The sequence below is a fragment of the Streptococcus sp. 27098_8_86 genome, from assembly GCF_041432595.1.
GTDB classification, from domain to species: Bacteria; Bacillota; Bacilli; order Lactobacillales; family Streptococcaceae; genus Streptococcus; species Streptococcus pneumoniae_F.
Window position 1 is genome coordinate 107,651 of sequence record NZ_JAPVZW010000005.1, and the last position, 25,706, is coordinate 133,356.

Sequence of the window (25,706 nt, forward strand, 5' to 3'; positions counted from 1 at the left end):
TTCTATTCTATTTGCAAAGAAAGGCTGGGACAATCGTTCCAACCTTTAGTTCTATCTCTTATTTATCTTCGTCAAAGATATTGCCAACCTCAACATCGATGGTTTGGTTCTTGACATCAATATTGGTTACCTTCAAGAGTGACTTGTAGTCAAACTGCTTTTCGCGTTCTTCTTGAGCATTATCCGCAAAGACCGCTACACCTGCCAATTCTGAATCAAACTCACGCAAGAGGCTGATCATCCCATTGACAGTTCCGCCACCTTTCAAGAAGTCATCCACAATCAAGACACGGCTGCCTGCCTTGAGACTACGTTTTGAAAGGAACATTTTCTCGATACGGTCACCACTTGAACCGGATACATAGTTGACGCTGACAGTTGAACCTTCGGTAATTTTCAGGTCGCGGCGCACAATAACAAAAGGAACATTGAGGACATTGGCAACTGCATTTGCAAGTGGCACACCCTTAGTCGCTACGGTCATAACCGCGTCGATTTTTTGGTCCATAAAGCTCTTGGCAATAATGCGTCCAATATTTTTCAAGATAGCTGGTGTGCTAAGCAAATCAGACAGGTAGATATAGCCACCTGGCAAGATACGGTCACTTTCTGACAACTTGGCACGCAAGTCCTCAACCATTTCCTTGGCATCATGGCTTGAGATTGATGGTGTGAAAATGACACCACCACCAGCACCAGTTACTGTCTGGATATGACCGATTTCAATTTCCTCAAAGGCGCGTTTGATAATCACGATATCCTCTGAGATGGATGATTTAGCAGATTCATACTTTTCAGCAAAAGTATTGAGACTAGTTAGTTTATAAGGATTATTAATCAAATAGTTGGAAATGACAACCATCCGATCACTTCTTCTTAATTTCATTTCTATTTCCTACTTCATTTAATTTTGATATTTTATCTATTATACCATATTCACATAAAAAAACGAACATTCTTATCCTAAAAAATGCTCATTTTTCTTAAATTATTAATCTAAATCTGGTTTATAGAAGGAACGATTGTCCATAGCGAAGATTTTATTGGTCATCTCTCCCTTATCCACCAAAGCAAGAGCAGTTGACATCATCATCATGCTTGCATCCAGATTGTCAATCATATGGATAATCTCTGCTTCCATAATGCGTGGACGGACTGGACTTCCATACTCAAGCAAGCCGTGGTGACTGAGGATGACGTGACGAAGCAGAACGACTTCTTCCTTGGTATCATCGATACCGAGTTCCATAACTGTTTTAGTAATTTCGCTATCAATCAAAGCAATATGCCCAAGGAGATTGCCTCGCACTGTGTACTCGGTCTGGTCTGGTCCCGTCAACTCAATGACTTTAGCTAAGTCATGTAGCATAATCCCCGCATAGAGCAGGCTCTTATTGAGTTGAGGATAGACTTCGCTAATAGCATCTGCCAAACGCACCATGGTTGCCGTATGATAAGCCAAACCCGTTTCAAAGGCATGGTGATTAGTCTTGGCAGCGGGATAGGAGTAAAATTCCTTATCATACTTGGTGTAGAGCTTTCGGACAATTCGTTGCCAGACAGGATTTTCAATTTTAAAAATCATTTGCGACATATAGTCACGGATTTCCTTGACATCAACTGGTGACTTGACCTTGAAATCAGCTGGGTCATTGGGTTCACCAGGTTGAGGCAGGCGAAGGGTAATTTGATTGACTTGAGGGGTGTTGTTATAAACTTCTCGGCGTCCTTTCATGTGGACAACCTTACCTGCGGTAAAGGCCTCAACGTTATGAGGTTGGGCATCCCAGAGTTTTCCTTCAATCTCGCCACTATCATCTTGGAAGGTAAAGGCTAGGTAGTTTTTCCCAGCTCGAGTTTGCCTCAGGTCAGCTGACTTGATTAGGTAAAAGCCTTCAAACAGCTCATCTTTTTTCATGTGACTAATCTTCATATTCTTCCTCATTTTCTTGGAAATGGAGTAGATCAAGCGCAGGCTCACCTTCTGACAACTCAATGTGACGGAGCGTCCGCTCGATAGCTGTGGTACGACGGTTTAATAATTCATCAATATTGCCAGAGGCATGTTGGAGGTGTTTTTGTGCCTTAACCAAAATTCCCCCAAACTTGCCAAACTCGGTCTTGACGCTGGAAAGCGTTTTGCTGATATGATCGGCACTCTTTTGGATATTGAGAGTTTTGAAACCAACTGATAGGGAATTGAGGAGAGCTGACAGGGTACTTGGACCTGCGACAATAATCTGCTCCTCCCGTCTCAAATCATCAAAGAAGACAGGATTGCGGACGATTTCTGAGTAGAGACCTTCTGTCGGAACAAACAAAACTCCAAAATTAGTCGTCCGAGGCGGTGCTATGTACTTGCTCCTGATATCCTTGGCAAAGCGCTTGACGCTTGCTAAGAGCGACTTACGACACCGTTCGATTTCATCCTTGTTACCTGCTTCATAGGCTTCTTCCAAGCGGTAATAATCAGCCAATGGAAACTTGGAGTCAATTGGTAGATAGACGTATTCTTGGTCTCCTTGTCCGGGTAACTTAATGGCATACTCCACTCGTTCACTGGAGTTTTCAACCGTTGCGTATTCTCGTTCGTACTGTGCAGGTGTCATGATGTCCTCAATAATTTGCCCCAATTGCAATTCTCCCAGAATCCCTCTCGTCTTGGTTCCAGAGAGAACCTTGTTGAGGGCTCCGACATCACGGGCAACTGTCTGCATTTCTCCAAGACCACGATTGACCGACTCTAGTTGCTTGGAAACTGTCTCAAAGGAAGCCTGCAAGCGTGTCTGCAATGTCTTTTCTAGTTTTTCTTCGACCGTTTGGCGCATTTGCTCCAAGCGTTGCTCATTGGATTCCTGCAAGGCTTGAAGACGTTGGTCAGTCTTATCCCTAGTTTGCAAGAGATTATCTGTCATTTCTTGACGAACCTGAGTCAGACCTTGGTGCAATTCAATTCGCACTTCTTGCAAACGGTCGCTGACAGCTACTTCCAAGTCTTTTTGATCTAACTGGCTAGCTTGTCTGGCTTGTTCAAAGCGATAATCTAACTGGTCTGACAAATGATCTGCCTGGTCCTCCAAGCTCTTGGTCAGATATTTTTCCTGCTTATCCTGCCTTTGCCAAATCAGAAAGAGGCCAGCTAGGTTGGCAATTAATAATAGAACAAGTAAACTTTCCATCCTACCTCCTGTCCTTGCTATGCAGCACGACCACATAACCATCTGGGCAAGTCACCGAAACTTCCCTATCTATATATTCGTTAGAAGCGTACACTTTTTTAAAGAAAAAATTTTCCTCTGTCAACTCATACTTGGCTCCGAGAATGGTAAGCTGGCTATCTCGAACCGGCATAAAAGCTAGATAATCGTAGTCTGAACGAGGTTCTAGCTGACTGGTTCCTTCTGGACAATAAGCAATCAAATTTTGCCCATCCTCAATCGCTATCTGACGCATATAAGGTGCCAACTTGGGATTGCTAGGCAGAAATACATTAGCCAGCATATGATCAATACGACCACCAAGAGCACCGAAAATAGTGACCTGAGCCTGAGGATTTTGCTCAAAGATGGTTAAGAGAGCTAATTCCAAATCGGTATCATCTTTTTCTGGTTGAGCTTGGACAAAATACTGGGCATGTTTTTGAATCAACTGTCGCTCTTCTGCACTGACAGAATCAAAATCTCCAACTGCTAGAGTAAGAGGAAGGTTTTCTTCCAAGACCCAGAGTGAGCCTCGATCCACACCGACAAAGCAATCAAAGTCCGTCCGGTAGTGACCACGGTCTCCGCCAGCAAAAACGGCAACCCTAGTCCAGTTGTTTTCTGAGAGTTTGTACTCGCTCATTGACATCTCCCTTAAAGACATAGGAACCTGCTACAAAAGCAGTTGCACCGGCTTCTTTAGCCTGAGCAATAGTTTGGTCATCAATCCCGCCATCCACTTCGATTTCAAAGTTCAAGCCTTTTTCATCACGAAGAGCAACCAACTCACGGACCTTATCCATGGTCTCTGGTAGAAAGGCTTGACCACCGAAGCCAGGGTTAACTGTCATGACTAAGACTTGGTCAACTAGGTGAAGGACGTGCTTGATAGCCTCAACAGGCGTACCAGGATTGATAACAACCGAAGGCTTGACACCAAGGGAACGAATTTTTTGGAGGGCACCATGGATATGAGGTGTCGCCTCCACATGGATACTGATGATATCCGCACCTGCACGCGCAAAGTCTTCTAAATGATGCTCTGGATTAGCTACCATCAAGTGGCAGTCAAAGACCATCTTACTATGAGGGCGAAGAGCTTCAACCACACCTGCACCAAAACTGATTTGTGGTACAAAGTGACCATCCATGATATCGATATGGGCATATTCTGCCCCAGTTGCTTCTAGACGTTTGATTTCGCGTTCAAAGTTGGCATAATCTGCTGCCAGAATTGACGGAGCAATCTTGTATTGAGACATAGGTTTCTCCTTATTTTGGAATTTTTTTGCTGACTTTTTTATAGGTTTCTCTGCGATTTTCAATCTCACTGAGGAATTGCAGGTAATTATCAAAACGGAAGGACGCAATGATACCCTCTTCAACAGCCGGCTTAACTGCGCAAGACGGCTCATGGGTATGGGTACAAGTGCGGAATTTGCAGTCTCGACTGACAGTGGCAATCTCTGGAAAGGCCTGATTGAGGTCTTCTGCCGTTGATACTTCATAATCTAGTGATGAAAAGCCTGGTGTGTCCGCGATTTTGCCCCCATTGAGGTTGTAAAAACTAACAGCTCGAGTGGTGTGGCGCCCGCGACCCAGACTATCTGAGATTTCTCCTGTTTCAAGATTGAGTTCTGGTGCGATTTTATTGAGAAGAGTTGATTTCCCAACACCCGTCTGCCCCATAAAGACTGTAACCTTGCCTGTTAACAAGGGCAGGAGTTCCTCTTTACTGGTCACAAAGTCATAGCCGATATCAGCATAAGTCTGTTCATAAAAATCCAGTTCTCCCCTATCTTCCAACAAATCCATCTTGGAAATATAGACGATGGGATGGATGCCCTTGTGCTCTAATAGAACCAAGAAACGATCCAGCAAATTGCTGTTAAAATCAGGTTCCTTGACGGACATGATTACTACAGCTTGGTCAATATTGACAATAGGCGGACGGACCAGACTGTTTTTCCGTTCGTGAATTTTGAGGATATAACCTTCTGAATTTTCCTCGGCAGAGAAATCTACCCAATCCCCAACGTAAGGGGTATGGCCTTTTTTACGGAAATTCCCACGCGCGCGCGTCTGATATACCTGGCCATCACTTTCTACATAGTAGAACCCTGCCAAGGCTTTAATGATTTGTCCCTGCATCTTAGAGCCCTTGTCCTTTAAGCGCATCTGCTAGGCTGGCAAACTCTGCCAAGCTGAGAGCTTCCCCACGCACACTTGGTGACAAGCCTGCCTGATCCAAGGCCTTGGTCAGCTTATCCTTGACTTCTTCAGTCTTGCCAAAGTAACCTGTCAAATTGTTCCACAAGGTCTTGCGGCGATGGGTAAAACTAGCCTTGGAAACCTTAAAGAAGAAATTCTCGTCTTCCACTGCTACAGCTGGCTCTAGACGACGCACCATTTTCAAAATAGCTGAATCCACATTTGGCGCTGGCACAAAGACCGTACGCGGCACGATAAAGGCAACCTTGGCTGTCATGTAATACTGAACCGCAATCGACAAGCTACCGTAAGCCTTGGTGTTAGGCTGGGCTGAGATGCGGTCTGCCACTTCCTTTTGCATCATGACGACAAACTCACTAAAAGGAATGCCACTCTCGATCAAATGCATGAGAATAGGCGTTGTGATATAGTATGGCAAGTTGGCTACTACCTTGATTGGCAGGTCAGGATTTTTGAAATTCTGGATATGTTGCGCCAAGTCAACCTTGAGAATGTCCTCGTTGACTACGGTCACATTGTCAAAATCACGCAGGGTATCCGCCAAAATAGGCACCAAACGGTGGTCAATTTCAAAGGCCATAACTTGAGCTGCACGCTCAGCCAAAAATTCTGTCAAGGCACCGATCCCTGGTCCGATTTCGATAACATTGACCTGGTCATCAATTTCAGCCGTATCCACGATTTTTTGAAGGATATTGGTATCCGTCAGGAAATTTTGCCCGAAGGATTTTTTAAAGGTAAAACCGTGACGCTCCAGCACTGCCTTGGTCACGCTATAATCTGCAATTCTCATTTATTCTCTTTTCTAATATAGTAAGCTTCTGGAGTAGCATGATAGAGCAAAACAAATAAAGGTGTTCCATCAAATCCTTCCATCATCTCTTTTAGGAGTGCATCTGGATGAATAATTTCTCGTGTTTTGGTGAAATAAACTCCATGTTCCCCGTTTCGATTACGAAGTTCCCATGCAACATTATTCCCTTGGACAGAAGGTAGGTAACGCTCCATTTCTAGAAAATCAAAAAAATCTTTCACCGTCATGTCTTCTGGAACTTCAAATTCTAGCTCATGAGGTAATACATCATCACCCATACAGACAGAATCTCTATCAACTCGTATTTTCATTTCACTCTTTCCTTGTAAACATCTATTTAAATATTATCAAAGTGAATCCCCTGACATAAATCTACTTACTTCTATTGTAACACATTCCCCTTACATTTGGGGTCTGCTTAGCTATACTCATAACGTTTCATAGCTTCTTCCACTTCTGCCAAGGTTACTCCAAATAGTTCTAGGCGCTTGAGAAGTTGCTTGCCGTTGGAATAGCCGATTCGGAGAGCCTCTCCTAGATATTCTCTGCGCTTACGGCTGTCTGCTCCCGCTAGAAAACCAAGGCGAATCAAGTCGCTACGACTGATGTCAAACTGACTCTCATGTTCAAATTGTTCTGTAACCTGAGCTAGAGCCGTTTTCAGGTCTTCATAGCTAGCATGCTCAATTCCCAGAGAACGTCCCTTGGTTTTGGACTTGGGAACAGCTTCATCTCGTTTGAGGAAGGCATGCTGAACTGTTGGGATGGCCGTCATAATCATGCGGCGAATCCGCTCCCCATTAAAATCTGGGTCTGTAAAGACAATGACTCCATGAAGCTCATGTAGACGCTGAATACGCTCTAGATCCTGCTCATTGATGGCAGAACCTCGTGTCTCATAGGTCTCTACATCGAAATAGCGTTTGAGATTGGCCGTATCATCGCGCCCTTCGACCACGATAACTTGGGAAATTTTTTCTTTCATTACTTGCTGTCCAATCCAAAAATTCGTTCTGCATTTGCAGTCGTTGCTGCCGCCAGCTCTTCTGTCGTCATCCCACGTAAATCCGCTATAAAGTCCACCACATAACGGGTGTAAGCTGTTTTGTTTTCGCGACCCCGTTTAGGAACAGGAGCTAGGTAGGGCGCATCTGTTTCCACCAAAATCTTGTCCAAAGGAAGTTCTCTAGCAGCCTCTTGGATATCAGTTGCCTTCTTGAAAGTCACCACTCCTGAGAAGGAAATAGTCATACCAAGGTCCACAAACTTCTCTGCCCACTCAAGCGTCCCTGAAAATGAGTGCATAATCCCACCACGAGGACCAACGCCCTCACTTTTGATAATCTCATAGGTATCTTCCAGCGCATCACGGGTATGGACAACAAAAGGCAAATCCAAGTCCTTAGATAATTGAATCTGACGGCGAAAAACCTGCTCCTGCACCTCTTTTGGCGCTGTCATCCAATGATAATCCAAACCAATTTCACCTAAAGCAACAACCTTGGGATGCTTGAGTTTATCAAGCAGGTAGGCTTCAATCTCCTCTGTGTAAGTCCCAGCTTCTGTCGGATGCCAACCGATTGTCGCATAGAGCTGGTCATACTCATCTACCAACTCCAAGGCACGCTCAATCGTCGTTTTATCAAAACCAACAATATTCATCTGTATCACACCCATCTCAGCAGCAAAGGCAATTTCTTCTGCCTCACGACCTGCAAATTCTTCTACATTCAAGTGTGTATGTGTATCAAAAATCATCTCTTCTAACCTCGTTTTCTATCTACTATTATAGCAAAAAAACTGACCTCTCTCCTCATCTGAAAAAAATATTCTAAAACCCATTATCATCTCTTGACGCTCTTTTTCCAAAGCAGTATAATAACACTTATTGAATTTTTCAACAAAGGAAACAACTATGTTTACAAAATTAAAACAGACCTTTATCGGTCGTCCTCTTAAATCCTTAACCGAAGGCGAAGGGGGACTACTGGGAAAAATGCAGGCACTGGCCATGTTGTCAAGCGACGCTCTGTCCTCCATCGCCTATGGACCTGAGCAAGTAGTCCTGGTCTTGGCTAGTCTCTCTCCTCTTGCGATATGGTGGAGCCTTCCTATCGGCCTCTTTGTCCTCCTGCTTCTAGCTAGCCTGACCGTTTCCTACCGTCAAATCATCCATGCCTACCCTCAAGGGGGAGGGGCATATATGGTTACTCGAGAAAATCTATCTCCTCAACTTGGCTTGATCGCTGGAGGTAGCCTTCTGGTTGACTATATGTTGACCGTAGCGGTATCCGTTGCATCTGGAGCTGACGCTATCACAGCAGCTCTCCCTGCTCTTCACCCTTACAACCTCCACATCTCCATTTTTCTGGTTTGCTTGCTCATGCTCTTGAACTTACGGGGCTTAAAAGAATCTGCCAGTTCACTGATGATTCCTGTCTATCTCTTTATCATCAGTACTGTCTTTCTCTTGCTCTATGGAATCTTTCAACTAGTGACAGGTTCTCTCAGCTATCAGGCAACTTCACCTATTGGGCATGCTGTACCGAGCCTGTCTATCGTTCTCATTCTAAGAGCTTTTACCAGCGGATCTGCCTCTTTGACAGGGGTTGAAGCTATTTCAAATGCCGTTCCCTTTTTCAAGGCTCCAAAAGAAAAGAATGCCGCTCAAACCTTGACCATTATGTCACTGATTTTAGGTTTTCTTTTTGCTGGTATCACCTTCCTAAACTACTGGATGGGGATTATGCCTCAACACGGAGAAACTATTCTTTCACAGATAGCTCAAGGCATCCTTGGTCATTCCTTCTTAGGCCACCTTGGATATTATATCTTCCAATTCTCCACAGCCTTGATTTTGGCCGTAGCTGCAAATACTGGCTTTTCGGCCTTCCCTATGCTGGCTTACAATATGGCTAAAAACAAATACATGCCCCATCTCTTTATGGAAAAAGGAGACCGCCTAGGTTACTCCAATGGAATTTTAACTCTGGCTTTTGGGGCTATGATTCTTCTTCTCATTTTTAATGGCAATACCGAACGCTTGATTCCTCTTTATACTATCGGGGTCTTCGTTCCCTTCGCCCTATCTCAGACTGGGATGATTCGTCATTGGAAAAAGGAAAAAGGAGCAAATTTCTTAAAACCTGCTCTTGCTAATATCCTTGGAGCTATCATTTGCTACGCGATTGTAATAATCTTGCTCTTTTTCCGTCTCAGTGATATCTGGCCTTTCTTCCCGATTATTCTCGTACTCACTCTACTCTTCTTGGCGATTCACAGTCATTACCAAAAAGTGGCCCAACAACTACGACTCTATGAAGGCATCGAAAAACGTACTTACGACGGCAATCTGGTTCTGGTCCTAGTAGGAAATGTCACCCGAGTCAGTGTCGGAGCCATTAACTACGCTCAAAGTATCGGTGACGAAGTCCTCGCCATGCATATTTCTACTAAAGAAACAGCAGAAAAAGACCAAGAAATTCTCCAAGAATTTGCTGATTACTTCCCAAATATCACTTTGAAAAATATCAAGACCAGCTACCGCGACATCATCACCCCTACTGTCAAGTATGTCAAACGAATCTCTGAAGATGCCCAGAAAAAGAACTATACAGTCACTGTCCTCGTTCCCCAGTTTATCCCTAATAAACCTTGGCAAAATATTCTACACAATCAAATGAGCCTCAAACTCAAATACGCCCTTCGTTGGCACCAAGACGTCGTTGTCGCTAGCTACTCCTATCACCTAAAAGAATAAAGAAAAGGCCCTACCAGAATCAAAAGCGTCTGGTAAGGCCTTTTTCTGAAACCAGTCACTATGCCTATACTCAATGAAAATCAAAGAGCAAACTAGGAAGCTAGCCGCAGGCTGCTCAAAGCACTGCTTTGAGGTCGTAGATGAAACTGACGAAGTCAGCTCAAAACACTGTTTTGAGGTTGCAGATGAAACTGACGAAGTCAGCTCAAAACACTGTTTTGAGGTTGTAGATAGAACTGACGAAGTCAGTAACATATATATACGGCAAGGTGAAGCTGACGTGGTTTGAAGAGATTTTCGAAGAGTATTAACTGAAAAGCATGACTAGGAATATCATTGAATATGGTTAGCTAAATCTTCCTGAGCTTTTTTATTTGACTCAGCTTTTTCTTTCAGCCATTTTTCATAGAGTTCCTGGTACTGTTTAGCAGTTACTGGCTCTTTTTGCAGTTCAACATATTTGTAGTTATCCGCATTTCCCTTATGACCAACGAATGAGAATGGTCCTGTAAACGGTACAGTCTTACGGAAGATTGGGTTGGCTCCACCACTTTGAACTGGTAGGAAGAGGGCGCTATCTGTCAACCAAGCTTGGGCTTCAGCATATTTTTCATAGCGAGCTTGAGTATCTGTGATTTCCGCATCAGCCTGATCCAAGAGTTTCTTGTAGTCAGAAAGACCAATCTTGTCCTTGACTTCCTTGTCTTTTCCTTCAGACAAGCCCATGTTTTTCAACTGAGAACCTGTCTCTGGATCAAGAATAGCTAGGTAAGTCTTAGGATCTGAGTAATCTCCACCCCATCCTGAGATGTCGATGTCGTAGTCTTTTTGTTCTGCTGTATCTGCAAAGTAGGTTGCTTGGTCTTTTTCATCTGGAGAAAGTTGGATAACATCAATGACCACATTCTCCTTACCAAGAGTTTCTTCCACTGTTTGTTTGAAAGATCCAGCCTGTTGCACATCCAACTTAGCAGTCTGGTCAACTGGCATATCCAAATGAATTGGGAAGGTTACTCCTTGAGCTTGCAGACTTTCTTTGGCCTTAGCAAACTTCTCTTTGGCCTTGTCAGGGTTCAAGAAGGCTTGCTTACCATCGTTTAGGTTAATATTTGTCCAATCTTTACCATAGTTGACAATTTTTTCATTGACAATGTCACCGAAGTTCTTATCGCCAACTTGGACAAAGTTACTTGGTGTAATCGTATTACGCAAGATACGGTCTGCTCCATCTTCACCATTTGTCTGTGCTGCATAAGCATGACGGTCAAAGGCAAAGTTGATAGCCTGACGGAAATCCTTATTTTGCATAGCTGCGCGTGAATCTGTCTTTTCCTTATCAGACTGTTTCATAGTTTGCTTGTAGCTTTGGCGGTTGACATTGAAAAGATAGTAGAAAGTAACTGAGTTTTGTGGTGTGTAGGTAATCTTGTCCTCATTCCCCTTCTTGAGTTCACCAAATACTGAACTTGTTGGGAAGATACGACCATCAGTATAGTTACCATCCAAGAAACCTCTAGCAATGCTGTCTTGGTCAGAACCGTCAAAGAAAGAGAGTTTCACTTTCTCGATTTTAACATTGTCCTTATCCCAGTAATTAGGGTTTTTGTCAAGTTCAATCAAAGATTTGGATGTGAATGATTTAAATAAGTAAGGACCATTTGACAAGATACTTGATGGTGTCACACTTCCAAAGTCATCTCCCTGAGACTTCAAGAAGGCTTCATTTACAGGACTGAGGATACTTGCTGTTGTTTTAGAGTTCCAATAAGTCTCAGGTTGGTTGAGGGTGTATTGTAGCGTGTAATCATCCACTGCCTTAACACCAACAGTTCCAAAATCAGATGATTTCCCTTCAACATAGTCTGCTAGCCCCTTGATAGAGTCCTGTACCAAGTATAAGTTTTCAGCTTTTTTATCAGCAGCATACTTGAGACCAGTCACAAAATCATGAGCCGTTACATCCGCATACTCTTCTCCTTCAGAAGTATACCATTTAGCCCCCTGACGGATTTTATAAGTGTAAGTCAAACCATCTTTTGACACGGTCCATGACTCAGCCATAGAGGGAATGAGATTGCCATACTGGTCGTTTTCCAACAACCCATCAATCAAGTTGGTTGTGATACTAGATGTAGAGTCTCGGGTAGAAGTAATATAATCCAAAGTATCTGGGTTATTGACAAAGATATAAGAGTAAGTCTTGTCTGCATTACTTGATTGAGATGATCCACACGCTGCTAAAGCTAGACCTGCTGTCAAAGCTACAGCTCCAAAAAGCATAACTTTTGATTTCTTCATGATTATTCTCCATTTTTACAGTATGTGAAATATTATACACTATTTGAGCAAAAATATAAAGTATTTTGAACTTTTTTACAAAAATAAAAATCAGTAGACTCGAGTTCCTACTGATTTTTGATATAATTCGTTTGGATTATGCAGCCAAAACTTTGCGTCCTTTACGACGACGAGCTGCCAATACGCGACGACCGTTTTTAGTTGACATACGGTTACGGAATCCGTGTTTACGCGCACGACGAAGTTTACTTGGTTGATAAGTACGTTTCACGATGAATACCTCCTCATAGATTTTGTATTCGTTTAGCCGGCTATAAAGTGATCAGTTACTAAACATACTTTACTATTCTATCTGATTCTTTTACTTTTGTCAATAGCTCAAGGCAAATGTTTCCAGCTTTTTCGAATGTAAGCCCTATCTACGATACTGTTTCAAGAAACGAGTCATCTTTTCTTGGATTTGGGCTAGTTCATCAACACGAGGAAGGTAAACGATACGGAAGTGGTCTGGTTCCTGCCAGTTAAAGCCTCGACCATGAACCAAGAGAACCTTTTCCTGCTTCAAGAAATCAAGGACAAACTGTTCATCATCATCGATACGGTACATATTGCGGTCGATTTTAGGGAAGATATAGAGTCCAGCCTTAGGTTTAACCGCAGACAAACCTGGAATATCTTGAATGGCATTGTAGATGAAATTTCTTTGCTCATAAATTCGTCCACCAGGAAGGAGCAATTCATCAACTGATTGGTGACCACCCAAGGAAGTTTGTACGACTTGTTGGGCCAAAACGTTAGAGCAAAGGCGCATATTGGATAGCATATTGAGCCCTTCTATATAGCCCTTGACATGAGTCTTAGGTCCAGACAAGACCATCCAACCTACACGGAAACCAGCGATACGGTGAGATTTTGATAGACCATTCATGCTGACACAGAAGACATCTGGTGCCAAACTAGCCACAGGCGTATGCACATGTCCATCCATTACCATGCGGTCGTAAATTTCATCCGCAAAGATAATCAAATCGTTTTGACGGGCAATCTCAATAATTTCCAGCAAGAGTTCTTTAGGATAAAGGGCTCCAGTTGGGTTGTTTGGATTGATAAGGACGATTGCCTTGGTATTGGAAGTGATTTTTGACTTGATATCGTCAATATCTGGGTACCATTCTGCAGCTTCATCACAGATATAGTGAACGGCATTTCCTCCAGCTAGGCTGACAGCCGCTGTCCAAAGAGGATAGTCTGGCATTGGCACCAAGACCTCGTCTCCATTGTCCAAAAGCCCCTGCATGGACATGACAATCAACTCACTGACACCATTTCCAAGGTAGATATCATCAATATCTACATTTGGGAATTTCTTCAATTGACAATACTGCATGATGGCCTTACGGGCTGAGAAAATCCCTTTGGAGTCAGAATAACCTTCACTATCACGCGCATTCATAATCAAGTCATGAATGACCTCATCTGGCGCTGTAAAGCCAAATTCTGCTGGATTTCCTGTATTCAGACGTAAAATCTTTTCTCCGTTTGCTCGCATCCGCATGGCTTCTTCCAAAACAGGACCACGGATATCATAAGCAACATGCTCTAACTTACTAGACTTGTTATATTCTTTCATCTTGTTTCCTCAATTCATCAGGATAGTAACATTATACCACTAGAACGAAAATGCGACAAGTTTACTGAAATGTGTTACTAAAATCCTATAGAAGAAAAGCCTCGCTAAAAGCGAGGTCAAGACAGGGGAGATAGCAGGTATTTTGCGAAAGTCACATCACATACCAAAAGATAAACCTAGAAAAAGCAAGCCTAAAAAGGAGTCATAAAGAAGATTGAACATGAGGAAAAGTCCCCATATCATCAAGTAATCCCAACGCCCACTTCGTTTTGCAACCAGGAATAATAGAAAATGGTAGAGTAGGTGAAAGACTAAAAAGCCAACAAAACCTGGATAGAGAAGCGGAATTAGCTTCTCTAATTGCCAGACCATGATAACTTCTAGCAAGACTGAAACTAGGATGATTCCATAATAAAGGAAATTTGAATTTTTTGTTTCTTGAAAAGAGTGCTTCATCATTCTCCCTCCCTTCACTTCTTTCCTGCTATCCTTTCTTTTATTTTATCATATATTTATATAGATTTTAAGCGCTAATATTCTTTTGAAAAATACTTTTTTTGCTTTACTTCTATAGTGAAAAGGTTTACAATTATAGTAAGAAAATTTCAGGAGGTTTCATTATGGCACAACGTTACCAAAATATCATGGTCGCAATCGATGGTTCTAAAGAAGCAGACTTGGCTTTTGTCAAGGGAGTTCATTCTGCTCTACGAAACGACGCTAAACTCACCATCGCACATGTCATTGACACACGCGCACTCCAAAGCGTATCCACCTTTGATGCTGAAGTTTACGAAGAACTCCAAGTCGACGCTGAAAGTTTGATGAAAGAGTACGAAAAACGTGCTAAAGATGCTGGTGTGGCAGATGTTCATATCGTCATTGAAATGGGAAATCCAAAAACTCTACTGGCACGTACTATTCCCGATGCTGAGGAAGTGGACCTCATCCTCGTTGGCGCAACTGGTCTCAACGCCTTTGAACGCCTCTTGGTCGGTTCTTCATCTGAATACATCCTCCGCCATGCTAAGGTTGATTTGCTGGTTGTGAGAGAACAAGAAAAAACCTTATAGTCACAAAGAAAAGGAGCCAAAAGCTCCTTTTTGTTTACTATTTATACTCTTCGAAAATCAAATTCAAACCACGTCAACGTCGCCTTGCCGTATATATATGTTACTGACTTCGTCAGTTCTATCTACAACCTCAAAACAATGCTTTGAGCAGCCTGCGGCTAGTTTCCTAGTTTGCTCTTTGATTTTCATTGAGTATTATTTCTCTCTTTATGGCGTTCATAAGCCTTGAGCTGGCGCTGCAGTTCCTTTTTAATAGCAGGTTCTGGAGCATATTTTTCTTCCCAATCATCTGGTTTTAAGATTTTATGGGTCACTGGATCAAAATGAGCCTTGCCATCTGGAAAAATTTTCCCCATATTGGCCTGATGGACGATATCAAAAATACGTTCTGGGTCCACCCCCATCAAAACAAAGCTACCATAGGTAAAATAAAGCGTGTCAATCAGGGCATCCACCTGCCCTACCAAATCTTGCTGGGCAGGTGTCTTCTTGGCTACTTTCTCTGCTGCCTTATCAAGAGCCTGATGAAGTTGCGATAGAGCTTGACCAAAGTCCTCTTCAGAAGGACTGGCAGCTCGAACAAACTCCACCAATTCTTCTATTTTAAAGCCAGCCCTGTGGGTTGCACCTTCTAAATCCCAAGCTCGAGGTTCTTCTTGGGTCCGTTCATCCATCATATGGTGGAAGGTCTTGACCTTATTGAAATGATAGTCACGGCTGACAAAGACTTTTTCTGAAGCCAAAACACCAAAATGTTCCAAGGCCTTGTGGATTCCGTCTTGCTGATTGCTGGTTGTAATGTGCTTAGCCACTTCCTTGACACTGCTACTACCATTTCCCATAGCAACCGACATACCAACACCTGCAAGCATTTCTAGGTCGTTATCTGAGTCACCAAAGGCCATCACTTGGTTGAGATCAAAACCATATTCTTTCCCAACTCGGCGAATACCTTCCAACTTAGAGTTTCCTTGATTGATGACATCCGCAGCAAATGGATTACTACGTGTCAATTTCAAGTCTTCAAAATCAGCTGCTGCCTTCTCAGATTCTTCTGGCGTCATCAACATCAAAACTTGGTAGATAGGCTGATTCATCAGTTGAAGCAGGTCTTCTTCCTTTTGGGGAACAACCTTGCTGACCATACGATTAAAGGAATGACTCACCGTCCGAGTTAAAACTGAGGGAACGAAGCGACTGATTCGTTGGGAAAAAGAGCCCAGACCAAAGGACATGATTTTAGAACCCAGCATGGCATCCTTGGTCCCTAGGGCAATCTCCTTGCCCTCTTTTTTAGCATACGTAATAAGCTGGCGCAAATGTAACTTGGAAATAGGACTCGTGAACAAGACTCTGTCTTTAGTAAAGATATACTGGCCATTATAGGTTACTGCGAAATCTAGATCTAAATCGTCCATCAATTCCTTAACAAAAAAAGGTCCTCGACCCGTTGCTACACCAACAAGCACCCCTTGTTCTTTGACAATCTTAATCGCGTCCTTAGTGGATTTCAAAACACTCTTGCGATCGTTAACCAAGGTTCCATCGATATCAAAAAAAACAGCTTTGACTTCCATCCTATCCCAATCTCCCCTTTTGTGATACAATGATTATACCACATTTCAGAAAGAGTGAGTAAATCATGCCTAAGAAAATCCTTGTTTTACATACAGGTGGAACTATTTCCATGCAGGCCGATGCTTCTGGCGCTGTTGTAACTAGTTCAGATAATCCCATGAACCATGTGTCCAATCCCCTCGAAGGAATCCAAGTCCACGCCTTAGACTTTTTTAACCTGCCAAGCCCCCATATCAAACCCAAGCATATGCTGGCCCTCTACCAAAAAATCAAAGAGGAAGCTGCTAACTACGATGGAGTGGTGATCACACACGGGACTGATACTTTAGAGGAAACAGCCTATTTCCTTGATACCATGGAAGTTCCCCACATGCCCATCGTTCTAACAGGGGCCATGCGTAGCTCCAACGAGCTCGGTAGTGACGGTGTTTATAATTATCTAAGCGCTTTACGAGTGGCTAGCGATGACAGGGCTGCTGACAAAGGAGTTTTGGTCGTTATGAACGATGAAATCCACGCCGCCAAGTATGTTACCAAAACACATACGACCAACGTCAGTACCTTCCAGACTCCTACCCACGGCCCCCTTGGCCTCATCATGAAACAGGAAATACTCTACTTCAAAACAGCTGAACCTCGTGTTCGCTTTGACCTTAATCACATACAAGGCTTAGTCCCTATCATCTCTGCTTATGCTGGTATGACAGATGAGCTGATTGATATGCTGGATTTGAAACAATTGGACGGTTTGATTATCCAAGCCTTCGGAGCTGGTAATATTCCAAAAGAAACGGCTCAAAAATTAGAAAGCCTTCTGCAAAAAGGAATCCCTGTCGCTCTGGTATCACGATGCTTTAACGGTATTGCCGAGCCTGTTTATGCCTACCAGGGTGGAGGCGTACAGTTGCAAAAATCAGGCGTTTTCTTTGTTAAAGAACTCAACGCCCAAAAAGCCCGTTTGAAACTCCTCATCGCCCTCAATGCCGGACTAACAGGACAGGCTTTGAAAGACTATATGGAAGGATAAGTCTCTTCTCCAGAAAGCAAAATCAGGAAATCTTCACGATTTCCTGATTTTTTCTATTTACGTTTTCGTGTTGAGCGACGTTCTGTCAAACCATGAGGTAAGAGAACTTCACGTTCTTCCAACTCTTCCTTGTGCATAATCTTAGTCAACATACGCATACTAATAGCACCAAGGTCATAAAGAGGTTGGGCAATAGTTGTCAAGTTTGGACGGGTAAAGCGAGAGATTTGTGAATCATCACTAGTAATGATTTCAAACTCTTCTGGCACTGACACACCCTTATCAGCAAGACCGTTCAAGACACCTGCTGCCAATTCATCACCTGTTACAACTGCTGCAGTTGCATTTGATGAAATCAAGCGTTCTGCCAAGGCATAGCCATCTTCATAAGTGTATTTAGACTCAAATACCAATCCTTCGCTATAAGAAATACCTGCTTTTTTCAAGGCTTCCTTGTAGCCAACCAAACGAACCTTACCATTGATATCATCCACTAGTGGACCGCTAACGAAAGCAATGCGCTCATTTTCTTTAGCAAGGTAGGTTACTGCATCAATCGTTGCTTGTTTGTAGTCAATATTGACACTTGGAAGCTGATGTTCTACATCCACAGTTCCTGCAAGAACAACTGGTGTTCGAGAACGAGAAAACTCTGAACGAATTTTTTCAGTCAAGTGGTACCCCATAAAGATGATACCATCCACTTGCTTAGAAAACAGGGTATTGACAACTGAAACTTCCTTGTCATCATCCTCATCACTATTGGCAAGGACGATATTGTACTTGTACATTTCAGCGATATCGTCAATCCCTTTAGCAAGCGTTGAGAAATAGCCATTGGTAATATTTGGGATCACCACACCGACAGTGGTTGTCTTTTTACTTGCAAGACCACGCGCCACAGCATTTGGACGGTAATCCAAACGGTCAATTACCTCAAGCACTTTTTTACGGGTATTCTCTTTTACATTCTTATTGCCATTGACTACACGGCTAACCGTCGCCATTGAAACTCCGGCTTCACGGGCGACATCATAAATCGTTACTGTATCGTCTGTATTCATTCCATTTCCTTTCTATATCATACCTCACGAAACTCCAAAAAAGAGACGGTATGAAAATTTCGTTTTCATGATTCTACTTATTCCATTTTATCACTATTTGTAAACACTTTCAAGCATTTTTTGAAGATTATTTGAAAAAATTTCATAGGAAGCTATGTTTATGAAGAAAAAATCACCTTTTCTTGATTTTTAATCCTATTTGCTGTATGATAAGGGAAAAGAAAGGGGAAGAAATATGGCTTTTACCAATACCCACATGCGGTCAGCTAGTTTTGGCATTGTTACCAGCTTGCCTGATGACGTTATTGACTCTTTTTGGTATATCATCGACCATTTCTTAAAAAATGTCTTTGAATTGGAAGAAGAACTTGAGTTTCAATTGCTCAATAACCAAGGAAAAATTACCTTCCACTTCTCAAGTCAACACCTCCCTACAGCCATTGATTTTGATTTTAACCACCCTTTCGACCCTCTTTATCCCCCGAGAGTACTGGTTTTAGATATGGACGGTAGAGAAACTATCCTCCTCCCAGAAGAAAATGACCTATTTTAATGCTCAATGAAAATCAAAGAGCAAACTAGGAAGCTAGCCGCAGGTTGCTCAAAACACTGTTTTGAGGTTGTGGATAGAACTGACGAAGTCAGCTCAAAACATCGTTTTGAGGTTGCAGATGAAACTGACGAAGTCAGTAACCATACCTACGGTAAGGCGACGCTGACGTGGTTTGAAGAGATTTTCGAAGAGTATAAAAACTCTAGCCTTCAGTTACAAACGACTGAAAACTAGAGTTTTTTTATTTTTTCAAAGCATTATACAAGTTGCGAATTGGTTGCTTCAATGTAGGATGGATAAAATGAGGCGCAATTTCGTGTAGAGACTCAAGAACAAAAAGGCGTTCCGCTATGTAAGGATGAGGCAAGATAAGGTCATCTGTATAAATGACCTGGTCCTCCACAAAGAGCAAGTCCAAATCAATCAAACGAGGCCCCCAATGCACTTCTCTCACCCGTCCCATCTCTGACTCAATGGCTAACAAGGTCTCTAATAGAACTGGGGCCGGCAACCAGGTTTCTACCTCAACCACTTGATTGGCAAAGCTATCCTGCTCCACCCCCCCCCAAGGCTCCGTCGTCAAGACTCTGGACTCTTTGAGAATATGGATACCTCGATTTCGCATTTTCTCAATGGCTTGTTTCAAGTTTGCTTGTTTATCTCCCATATTGCTTCCTAGGGCGATAAAGGCCCGTTGCTTGCGGCGATGAATGGTTACCGAGCAAGTATCTAGTGGTAAATGCACTGGCGCCCAAGGTTTTTTCAGTTCCAGCTTCATTTCTTGGACAAGAGGATAGGCCTCAAAAGTACGTTCTACCAGTTTGTAGGCTACCGTTTCAATCAAATCTTCAGTGCTCTCCTGAAACCAAGTCGTCCACTGCTGACACAGTTCTCCGTAATGGACAGAGGCCGTCAAATCCAAGTCTGTAGCCGCCTTGGTCATATCATAGGATAGGATTGCGGAAATAACAAACTTCTGCCCCAATTCTTTCTCACTAGGAAAAAGACCATGATAGGCAAAAATTTCCAAATCCTTAATCTGCAGTTGATCCATAATGATTCCTTTCTAGAAAAATCCGCTTCAAGCGGATTCTTTTTATACTCAATGAAAATCAAAGTGCAAACTAGGAAGCTAGCCGCAGGCTGCTCAAAACACTGTTTTGAGGTTGCAGATGAAAGCTGACGTGGTTTGAATTTGATTTTCGAAGAGTATTATAGCCCCATTAAACGATAAGCCTGGTCTCGGAGGTCCTTATCTGTTTCAAATAGACCACGAGCTACTGTCGTCAAGGTTGCAGTACCTGGTTTTCTAACACCACGCATACTCATACACATATGTTCCGCCTCAATGACAACAAAGGCTCCTTTAGCACCTAGATACTCCATCAAGGCATCGGCCACTTCGATATTCAAACGTTCTTGAATTTGCGGCTTTTTAGAATAAACTTCAACCGTACGGGCTAGCTTAGACAAACCTGCCACACGACCATCTGGAATGTAGGCAATATGTGCTCTCCCATAAAATGGTAGAAAGTGGTGTTCACACATAGTGTGGAAAAAGATATCTTTTTCTACCACCATATTATCGTCAATAATCTCAAAGGATTTTGACAAATGTTCCTCCGCTGTTTGACCAAGACCTGAAAAAATCTCTTGGTACATACGGGCCACACGAGCAGGCGTTTCCTGCAAGCCCTCACGGTTAGCGTCCTCTCCGACAGCCTCGATAATCATTTTTACAGCTGTTTCAATCTTTTGTGTATTCATTTTCGTTCTTCCTCTCCATCAGATAGGCTCTCACTTGGCTCAAGAAATACAAAGAACCTGTGACAATCCTAACTGTTTTTTTCTCTTCTTTTTTATCTGTCAATTTCTGCTCTAGAAAATCCTGCCAACCTTGGTAGCTGAGATTTCTAGACTTAGCTGCCTCTTCCAGCACGCTTTCATCAGTCGCCCGACTATCGTCAAAATGTGTCAGAGTAAGCTCGGTATCTGGGATTTGCTCCAACAAATCCAACATATCCTCCAAGGCCTTGGTTTTGATACAAGTAAAGAGGATTTCCTTACGATAATCCGCAAAACGTTCTTGCAAGGTTGCTATTAAAGCCTTGATAGCATGGGAATTGTGGGCCCCATCCAAGATCATCAAGGGGTTCCTTGACACGATTTCCAAACGCCCTGGCCAACTTGTTTCTTCCAGAGCTTGAGCAATCAAGATATTAGCTGGTAACTTTCGACCAACTTCTTGACAAAAAGTATCAAGTAAAGCTATGGCCATCCCAGCATTCTCTATCTGGTGCAAACCAAGCAGGCCAGTCTGGAAGCGACCTTGTCTGAGAGAACTAGTATAGTCAAAGACTTCACCCGTTACCACACTCTCTTGATGACTAACTTGATAATCTGTCCCGTAGGCAAGTCTCGGTGCATCTTTCCCTTCCGCAATGCGGTCAATCACAGCCAAAGCTTCTGGAGCAATACGACCTGTCACCAAGGGAATACCTTGTTTGATAATACCAGCTTTCTGCTCTGCTATAGCTTCCAAGGTGTCACCAAGTAGGGCTACATGGTCCAATCCAATAGTCGTAATTCCTGTCAAAATAGGCTGGCAAACATTGGTACTATCCAAAAGTCCACCCATGCCCACTTCCATGATAGCCACATCTACTTGCTCCGAGGCAAAGTAGTCATAGGCTATGGCTGTGATAATCTCAAATTCGGTCGTTCCTTGTAAAGCAAGGCCCTTCTCCCCCTCAAGCAAAGACTGATAGTCCACCATGAGAGCTTCTAGTCTCGCTTCTGGGATAGATTCCCCATTGATGCTAATCTGGTCTGTGTAATGAATGAGATAGGGTGAGCTAAACACGCCAACTCTCAGCCCTAGCTTTTCTAGCATCTTTTTCAAAAAAGCAATGGTCGAACCCTTGCCATTGGTCCCTCCGATATGGATAACCTTGAGTTTGAGATGGGGATTGCCACGCAAAGCTAACAGTTCCACCATTCGTTCCAAGCCAAAATGCGGTTGGTCGGTCCGATAGTGGGCAAGCCACTGATTGTTTTCAATTTCTTTCATCTTACTTATATTGTTTTAAATCTAAATTTTCCGCTTCATCAGCCAGACGAATAGCGGAGGCAATTTCAACCGCCATCTTGTGACTAGCTACATCATGCACGCGCACCACTTCCACACCCTGTCTCGCAGCGATACTGGTTACATGAGCAGAAGCCGTATCTCGATTGCGGAAACCAAGTTCTGTCTCAGGATTGACTTCAAAACCATTTTCTTCAAGGATATTGATGACAAACCGCTTGCGCGACACTCCAAGAAAGATTGGATACCCCTTCTGATGTAGTTTATCCAAGTCCCGTAAAAGAAGCAGATTTTCTTTCTTGGTCAGACCAAAGCCAATTCCTGGATCCAACAGGATATTTTCTGGTGCAATACCAGCTTCGTCCGCTCTCGCTAGGGCTCTGTCAAAGAAAGCCTCCATCAAGTCTTCGATTGGCAATGTTTCAAAGTCAGCTAACTCTTCCTCTGTAAAAGCTTGTCCAAAACCAAAATGAGGGAAGATGAGCGAGCTAGGGTGCTGAGGTCGCGCCATGACTGGATTAAACATAATGACTACTTTCGCTCCAGTCTTAGCAACCACATGAGCCATTTTCTCATCACCCATAAGACCAGTGATATCATTAACTAGATTGGCACCAGCAGCCAAAGCAGCCTCTGCCACCTGACTCTTCCAAGTATCAATAGAGATGAGGACATCACTTTCCTTGCGAATGGCTTTAATCACTGGAACAACACGCTGGATTTCCTCTTCTATCTCAACATAGCTACTTCTTCCTGGTCGAGTCGATTCACCGCCGATATCTAGCATGCTGGCTCCTTCTGCTATCAATTTACGAGCCTGCTGGAGTGCCTGCTCAAGAGCAAAAAATTGACCACCATCCGAAAAGGAATCTGGGGTTACATTGATAATTCCGCAAATAGCTGTCTTTGCATGATTGGCTTTACTTGACATATCGGTCACTCCCTCAAGGCTTTTCACCATATTATTTCTCTATTTTACCATAAAAAGAAAAAGATGGACACAATTGCATTCATCTTTTTCCCAGTAGAAACAAGTAAGCAATTGTCAAAAATCTTAAACAGAGATCCCTAATGTCCGACTCAAAATCACCACGAGAGCCAACAAACAGAAAGCAACCCCATTCACAATCATGTGAAGTAAGATAGACATTTCCAAACGTTGGGTCTTGTAAGCCGTCCAAGATAGAACGATCGACATACCTCCATAAATCAATAAAGAAGGTAAATTACTTGGTTGATGCAATAAAGCAAACACAATCGTACCGACTACAAATCCCAAATTCTCCTTGCCTCGGAAAATCTTTTTAGGAACAATCCCACGGCACAAGATTTCCTCACAAATTGGAGCAAGCAAGGCCAACAAGAAGAAACTGGAAATCAGAGAACTATTCTGAACCATATCGTTAATCTGAGACTGATTCCCTGTTGTCGTCTCATTTGATAGTTGCAATAAAATGGAACCAAGTATATTTGAACAGATAATGACTAAATAACTTAATCCCAAACGTGCCAAATCCTTAGCTCTAAAAAAAGAAAAATTAAAACTTGCTAATTGTGTTTTACGAGCTCCAATAATAAATAGCACCAGAACCACAATCGAAATACCAGCAACTATCAGTCCTGACTGCAACAGTGGTACTGCATTTAAAGTTAAAATAGCAGTAACCCCTATAGGAATCTGATATAAAATTGTCGCCAGAAAAAAGATTAACAGCCAACCTGCACGATTCAATAATTCTTTCCACATATTTTTCTCTTTCATCACCTATCTCCTTTGTATTAAAAAAGGGGGAAAATCCCCCTGGGTTATCCTATTATAAAGCCATGCTGATGTAGTTAAGGATAAACAAGGCATCCAAAATCCAAATCATGACATGAACATCTTTAGCTTGACCTTTAACAAGCTTAGTCAAAGTGTAAGTCAAGAAACCAACTGCAATCCCTTGAGTGATAGAGTAGCTGAATCCCATAAAGATAGATGTGAAGAAAGCAGGAACCGCTTCAGACATATCATCCCAATGGATATTTTTCAAGCTAGCCAACATCATAATCCCAACGATAATCAAGATTGGAGCTGTAGCGGCTGTTGGTACAATCGCTAGAAGTGGGCTAAAGAAGCTTGAGATCGCAAAACAGATTGCCACGACCAAGGCTGTCAAACCAGTACGTCCACCTGCACCGATACCAGCAGCAGACTCGACATAAGTCGTTACGTTCGAAGTACCAGCGATGGCACCAATTGAAGTACCAATCAAGTCAGAATAAAGAGCCTTATCCAACTTAGCTGATTGGTGGTTTTCCCCATTTGTCGCTACGATACCAACTTTTTCACCTGTACCGATCAAGGTACCAATCGTGTCAAAAATATCTGTCAATGAGAAGGCAAGAATAGCCATCAGAGTTTCAGGCAAGCGAGCTGTATCTGAAATCAAAGCTCCCAAACCTTCTGAACCAAGAGCTGCACCAAAGACTGTCTTCAAGTCTTCAAAGGCTGCACCAACATGGTTATTAGCAAAATCGATACTAGACAAATCTACCAAACCAACTGCGATAGCAAGAACAGTTGTTGTCAAGATAGAGAGGATAATTCCCCCTTTAATTCCTTTGATAACAAAGAAGATTGTGATAGCAAGTCCTGCAAGAGCCACCAAAACAGCTGGATTATTAAAGCTGACCAAGCCTGGAACTGCTGAAGCATTTGCTGTAATCGCTGCTTGAGCTTTATCAGCCCCTTCTCCTGCAACCGTGTAATTTCCTGGATCGATAGAGAATTTCAAAAGTCCAGCATTCTTAATCCCCACGTAGGCAAGAAAGACACCGATACCGGCTGAAATAGCTGAGCGAAGAGCATTTGGAATCGATTCAATGATCATTTTACGAACATTTGTCAAGGTAATAATCAATGAGATGACACCACAGATGAAGACCATAGCTAAGGCTTCTTGCCAAGAATAACCAAGTCCAAATACGACTGTGAAGGTAAAGAAGGCATTAAGACCCATACCTGGCGCTTGGGCATAAGGTAAGTTAGCATAGAAGGCCATCATCAAGGTACCCGCTACTGCACCAATGATCGTCGCTAGGAAGACACCTTGAGCAGGCATCCCTGTTTGCGAAAGAATTTGTGGGTTTACAAAGAGAATATAACTCATTGCAAAGAAAGTTGTTAAACCAGCGAGAACCTCTGTACGAACGTCTGTACCGTTCTCTTTTAGTTTAAATAATTTGTCCATTATTAATCTCCTTTTAATTTTTACGAACAATAATAGAATTATACCATTTATCATTCACTTTTTCAATATCTTTGTTTGATTTATTTAAGAAATTGATAGAATTTCATTTTTTGTTTGGAATCTGCTTTTCTGCCTGCTTTTTGTTATAATAGTAGA

At 42.7% G+C, this 25,706-nt stretch carries 27 protein-coding genes; 5 read left to right on the forward strand and 22 right to left on the reverse strand.

Going from position 1 to position 25,706, the window contains the following annotated elements; translation table 11 throughout:
- Positions 1 to 58 precede the first annotated feature (58 nt).
- The 10 genes from purR to O3616_RS06170 all read right to left on the reverse strand — a co-directional run bounded on the left by purR (position 59) and on the right by O3616_RS06170 (position 8,004).
- Complete coding sequence (gene purR / locus O3616_RS06125; RefSeq protein ID WP_004255834.1) at positions 59 to 886, reverse strand: pur operon repressor; 828 nt, start codon at positions 884 to 886, stop codon at positions 59 to 61.
- Between the two features lie 105 nt (positions 887 to 991).
- Positions 992 to 1,933 (reverse strand): 3'-5' exoribonuclease YhaM family protein, encoded by a 942-nt coding sequence (locus O3616_RS06130; protein WP_000703198.1) that lies wholly within the window; start codon positions 1,931 to 1,933, stop codon positions 992 to 994.
- Positions 1,923 to 3,179, reverse strand: coding sequence for a DNA recombination protein RmuC (rmuC, locus tag O3616_RS06135; protein ID WP_371638382.1), 1,257 nt, complete (start codon positions 3,177 to 3,179; stop codon positions 1,923 to 1,925). The genes O3616_RS06130 and rmuC overlap by 11 nt, the downstream gene beginning before the upstream one ends.
- A 1-nt stretch (position 3,180) precedes the next feature.
- The gene (locus O3616_RS06140; protein WP_061590034.1) at positions 3,181 to 3,843 is read right to left on the reverse strand and encodes a thiamine diphosphokinase; all 663 of its coding nucleotides are present in this window, start codon (positions 3,841 to 3,843) and stop codon (positions 3,181 to 3,183) included.
- Positions 3,806 to 4,462, reverse strand: coding sequence for a ribulose-phosphate 3-epimerase (gene rpe / locus O3616_RS06145; RefSeq protein WP_371638383.1), 657 nt, complete (start codon positions 4,460 to 4,462; stop codon positions 3,806 to 3,808). Before rpe ends, O3616_RS06140 begins: the two co-directional genes overlap by 38 nt.
- Before the next feature lie 10 nt (positions 4,463 to 4,472).
- Entirely contained in the window at positions 4,473 to 5,351 is an 879-nt protein-coding gene (rsgA, locus tag O3616_RS06150; protein ID WP_371638384.1) for a ribosome small subunit-dependent GTPase A, read from the reverse strand.
- 1 nt (position 5,352) lies between these two features.
- Positions 5,353 to 6,225, reverse strand: a complete 873-nt coding sequence (gene rsmA / locus O3616_RS06155) for a 16S rRNA (adenine(1518)-N(6)/adenine(1519)-N(6))-dimethyltransferase RsmA (protein ID WP_371638385.1) — start codon at positions 6,223 to 6,225, stop codon at positions 5,353 to 5,355.
- A complete protein-coding gene (locus O3616_RS06160; protein ID WP_070842279.1) occupies positions 6,222 to 6,557 on the reverse strand; it encodes a hypothetical protein in 336 nt (111 codons plus the stop codon). The genes rsmA and O3616_RS06160 overlap by 4 nt, the downstream gene beginning before the upstream one ends.
- Positions 6,558 to 6,664: 107 nt before the next feature.
- Positions 6,665 to 7,231, reverse strand: coding sequence for a ribonuclease M5 (gene rnmV, locus O3616_RS06165; protein WP_115904639.1), 567 nt, complete (start codon positions 7,229 to 7,231; stop codon positions 6,665 to 6,667).
- Entirely contained in the window at positions 7,231 to 8,004 is a 774-nt protein-coding gene (locus O3616_RS06170; RefSeq protein ID WP_115904640.1) for a TatD family hydrolase, read from the reverse strand. The genes rnmV and O3616_RS06170 overlap by 1 nt, the downstream gene beginning before the upstream one ends.
- Before the next feature lie 157 nt (positions 8,005 to 8,161).
- Here O3616_RS06170 and O3616_RS06175 point away from each other — a divergent pair, with 157 nt between their 5' ends.
- Positions 8,162 to 10,006: an APC family permease gene (locus O3616_RS06175; protein ID WP_371638386.1), complete on the forward strand. Its 1,845-nt coding sequence runs from the start codon at positions 8,162 to 8,164 to the stop codon at positions 10,004 to 10,006.
- A 333-nt stretch (positions 10,007 to 10,339) separates the two neighbouring features.
- Here O3616_RS06175 and O3616_RS06180 read toward each other — a convergent pair whose 3' ends face one another.
- The 4 genes from O3616_RS06180 to O3616_RS06195 form a co-directional block, all read right to left on the reverse strand.
- On the reverse strand, positions 10,340 to 12,304 hold the full coding sequence (locus tag O3616_RS06180; RefSeq protein WP_371638387.1) for a peptide ABC transporter substrate-binding protein: 1,965 nt from the start codon (positions 12,302 to 12,304) through the stop codon (positions 10,340 to 10,342).
- A 136-nt stretch (positions 12,305 to 12,440) separates the two neighbouring features.
- The gene (gene rpmH / locus O3616_RS06185) at positions 12,441 to 12,575 is read right to left on the reverse strand and encodes a 50S ribosomal protein L34 (RefSeq protein WP_000831905.1); all 135 of its coding nucleotides are present in this window, start codon (positions 12,573 to 12,575) and stop codon (positions 12,441 to 12,443) included.
- A 144-nt stretch (positions 12,576 to 12,719) separates the two neighbouring features.
- Complete coding sequence (locus O3616_RS06190; RefSeq protein WP_000666455.1) at positions 12,720 to 13,934, reverse strand: pyridoxal phosphate-dependent aminotransferase; 1,215 nt, start codon at positions 13,932 to 13,934, stop codon at positions 12,720 to 12,722.
- 156 nt (positions 13,935 to 14,090) lie between these two features.
- Complete coding sequence (locus O3616_RS06195; protein WP_247953475.1) at positions 14,091 to 14,393, reverse strand: hypothetical protein; 303 nt, start codon at positions 14,391 to 14,393, stop codon at positions 14,091 to 14,093.
- A 161-nt stretch (positions 14,394 to 14,554) separates the two neighbouring features.
- On the opposite strand from O3616_RS06195, the gene O3616_RS06200 reads away from it, so the two are divergent.
- Positions 14,555 to 15,007: a universal stress protein gene (locus tag O3616_RS06200; RefSeq protein WP_000079148.1), complete on the forward strand. Its 453-nt coding sequence runs from the start codon at positions 14,555 to 14,557 to the stop codon at positions 15,005 to 15,007.
- Positions 15,008 to 15,192: 185 nt separating this feature from the next.
- Here O3616_RS06200 and O3616_RS06205 read toward each other — a convergent pair whose 3' ends face one another.
- Positions 15,193 to 16,584, reverse strand: a complete 1,392-nt coding sequence (locus O3616_RS06205; RefSeq protein ID WP_371638388.1) for a Cof-type HAD-IIB family hydrolase — start codon at positions 16,582 to 16,584, stop codon at positions 15,193 to 15,195.
- Positions 16,585 to 16,649: 65 nt separating this feature from the next.
- Here O3616_RS06205 and O3616_RS06210 point away from each other — a divergent pair, with 65 nt between their 5' ends.
- Positions 16,650 to 17,612, forward strand: a complete 963-nt coding sequence (locus tag O3616_RS06210; protein WP_371638389.1) for an asparaginase — start codon at positions 16,650 to 16,652, stop codon at positions 17,610 to 17,612.
- 53 nt (positions 17,613 to 17,665) lie between these two features.
- On the opposite strand, the gene ccpA is transcribed toward O3616_RS06210, so the two are convergent.
- Positions 17,666 to 18,676, reverse strand: coding sequence for a catabolite control protein A (gene ccpA / locus O3616_RS06215; protein WP_001090627.1), 1,011 nt, complete (start codon positions 18,674 to 18,676; stop codon positions 17,666 to 17,668).
- A 235-nt stretch (positions 18,677 to 18,911) separates the two neighbouring features.
- Between ccpA and O3616_RS06220 the strand changes: the two genes are divergently transcribed.
- Positions 18,912 to 19,229 carry a DUF960 domain-containing protein gene (locus tag O3616_RS06220; protein ID WP_000886035.1) on the forward strand — a complete coding sequence of 106 codons (318 nt, stop codon included), beginning with the start codon at positions 18,912 to 18,914 and terminating at the stop codon, positions 19,227 to 19,229.
- Between the two features lie 69 nt (positions 19,230 to 19,298).
- The gene (locus O3616_RS06225) at positions 19,299 to 19,463 is read left to right on the forward strand and encodes a hypothetical protein (RefSeq protein ID WP_371638390.1); all 165 of its coding nucleotides are present in this window, start codon (positions 19,299 to 19,301) and stop codon (positions 19,461 to 19,463) included.
- Between the two features lie 7 nt (positions 19,464 to 19,470).
- Here O3616_RS06225 and folK read toward each other — a convergent pair whose 3' ends face one another.
- The 6 genes from folK to O3616_RS06255 form a co-directional block, all read right to left on the reverse strand.
- Positions 19,471 to 20,283 carry a 2-amino-4-hydroxy-6-hydroxymethyldihydropteridine diphosphokinase gene (gene folK, locus O3616_RS06230; protein WP_371638391.1) on the reverse strand — a complete coding sequence of 271 codons (813 nt, stop codon included), beginning with the start codon at positions 20,281 to 20,283 and terminating at the stop codon, positions 19,471 to 19,473.
- A 158-nt stretch (positions 20,284 to 20,441) separates the two neighbouring features.
- Positions 20,442 to 20,996 carry a GTP cyclohydrolase I FolE gene (folE, locus tag O3616_RS06235; protein ID WP_371638392.1) on the reverse strand — a complete coding sequence of 185 codons (555 nt, stop codon included), beginning with the start codon at positions 20,994 to 20,996 and terminating at the stop codon, positions 20,442 to 20,444.
- The gene (locus O3616_RS06240; protein WP_371638393.1) at positions 20,977 to 22,299 is read right to left on the reverse strand and encodes a folylpolyglutamate synthase/dihydrofolate synthase family protein; all 1,323 of its coding nucleotides are present in this window, start codon (positions 22,297 to 22,299) and stop codon (positions 20,977 to 20,979) included. Before O3616_RS06240 ends, folE begins: the two co-directional genes overlap by 20 nt.
- 1 nt (position 22,300) lies before the next feature.
- A complete protein-coding gene (folP, locus tag O3616_RS06245; RefSeq protein ID WP_371638394.1) occupies positions 22,301 to 23,278 on the reverse strand; it encodes a dihydropteroate synthase in 978 nt (325 codons plus the stop codon).
- Between the two features lie 93 nt (positions 23,279 to 23,371).
- A complete protein-coding gene (locus O3616_RS06250; RefSeq protein ID WP_185776099.1) occupies positions 23,372 to 24,079 on the reverse strand; it encodes a CPBP family intramembrane glutamic endopeptidase in 708 nt (235 codons plus the stop codon).
- A 52-nt stretch (positions 24,080 to 24,131) separates the two neighbouring features.
- A complete protein-coding gene (locus O3616_RS06255) occupies positions 24,132 to 25,550 on the reverse strand; it encodes an NCS2 family permease (RefSeq protein ID WP_020900857.1) in 1,419 nt (472 codons plus the stop codon).
- Between the last annotated feature and the right edge of the window lie 156 nt (positions 25,551 to 25,706).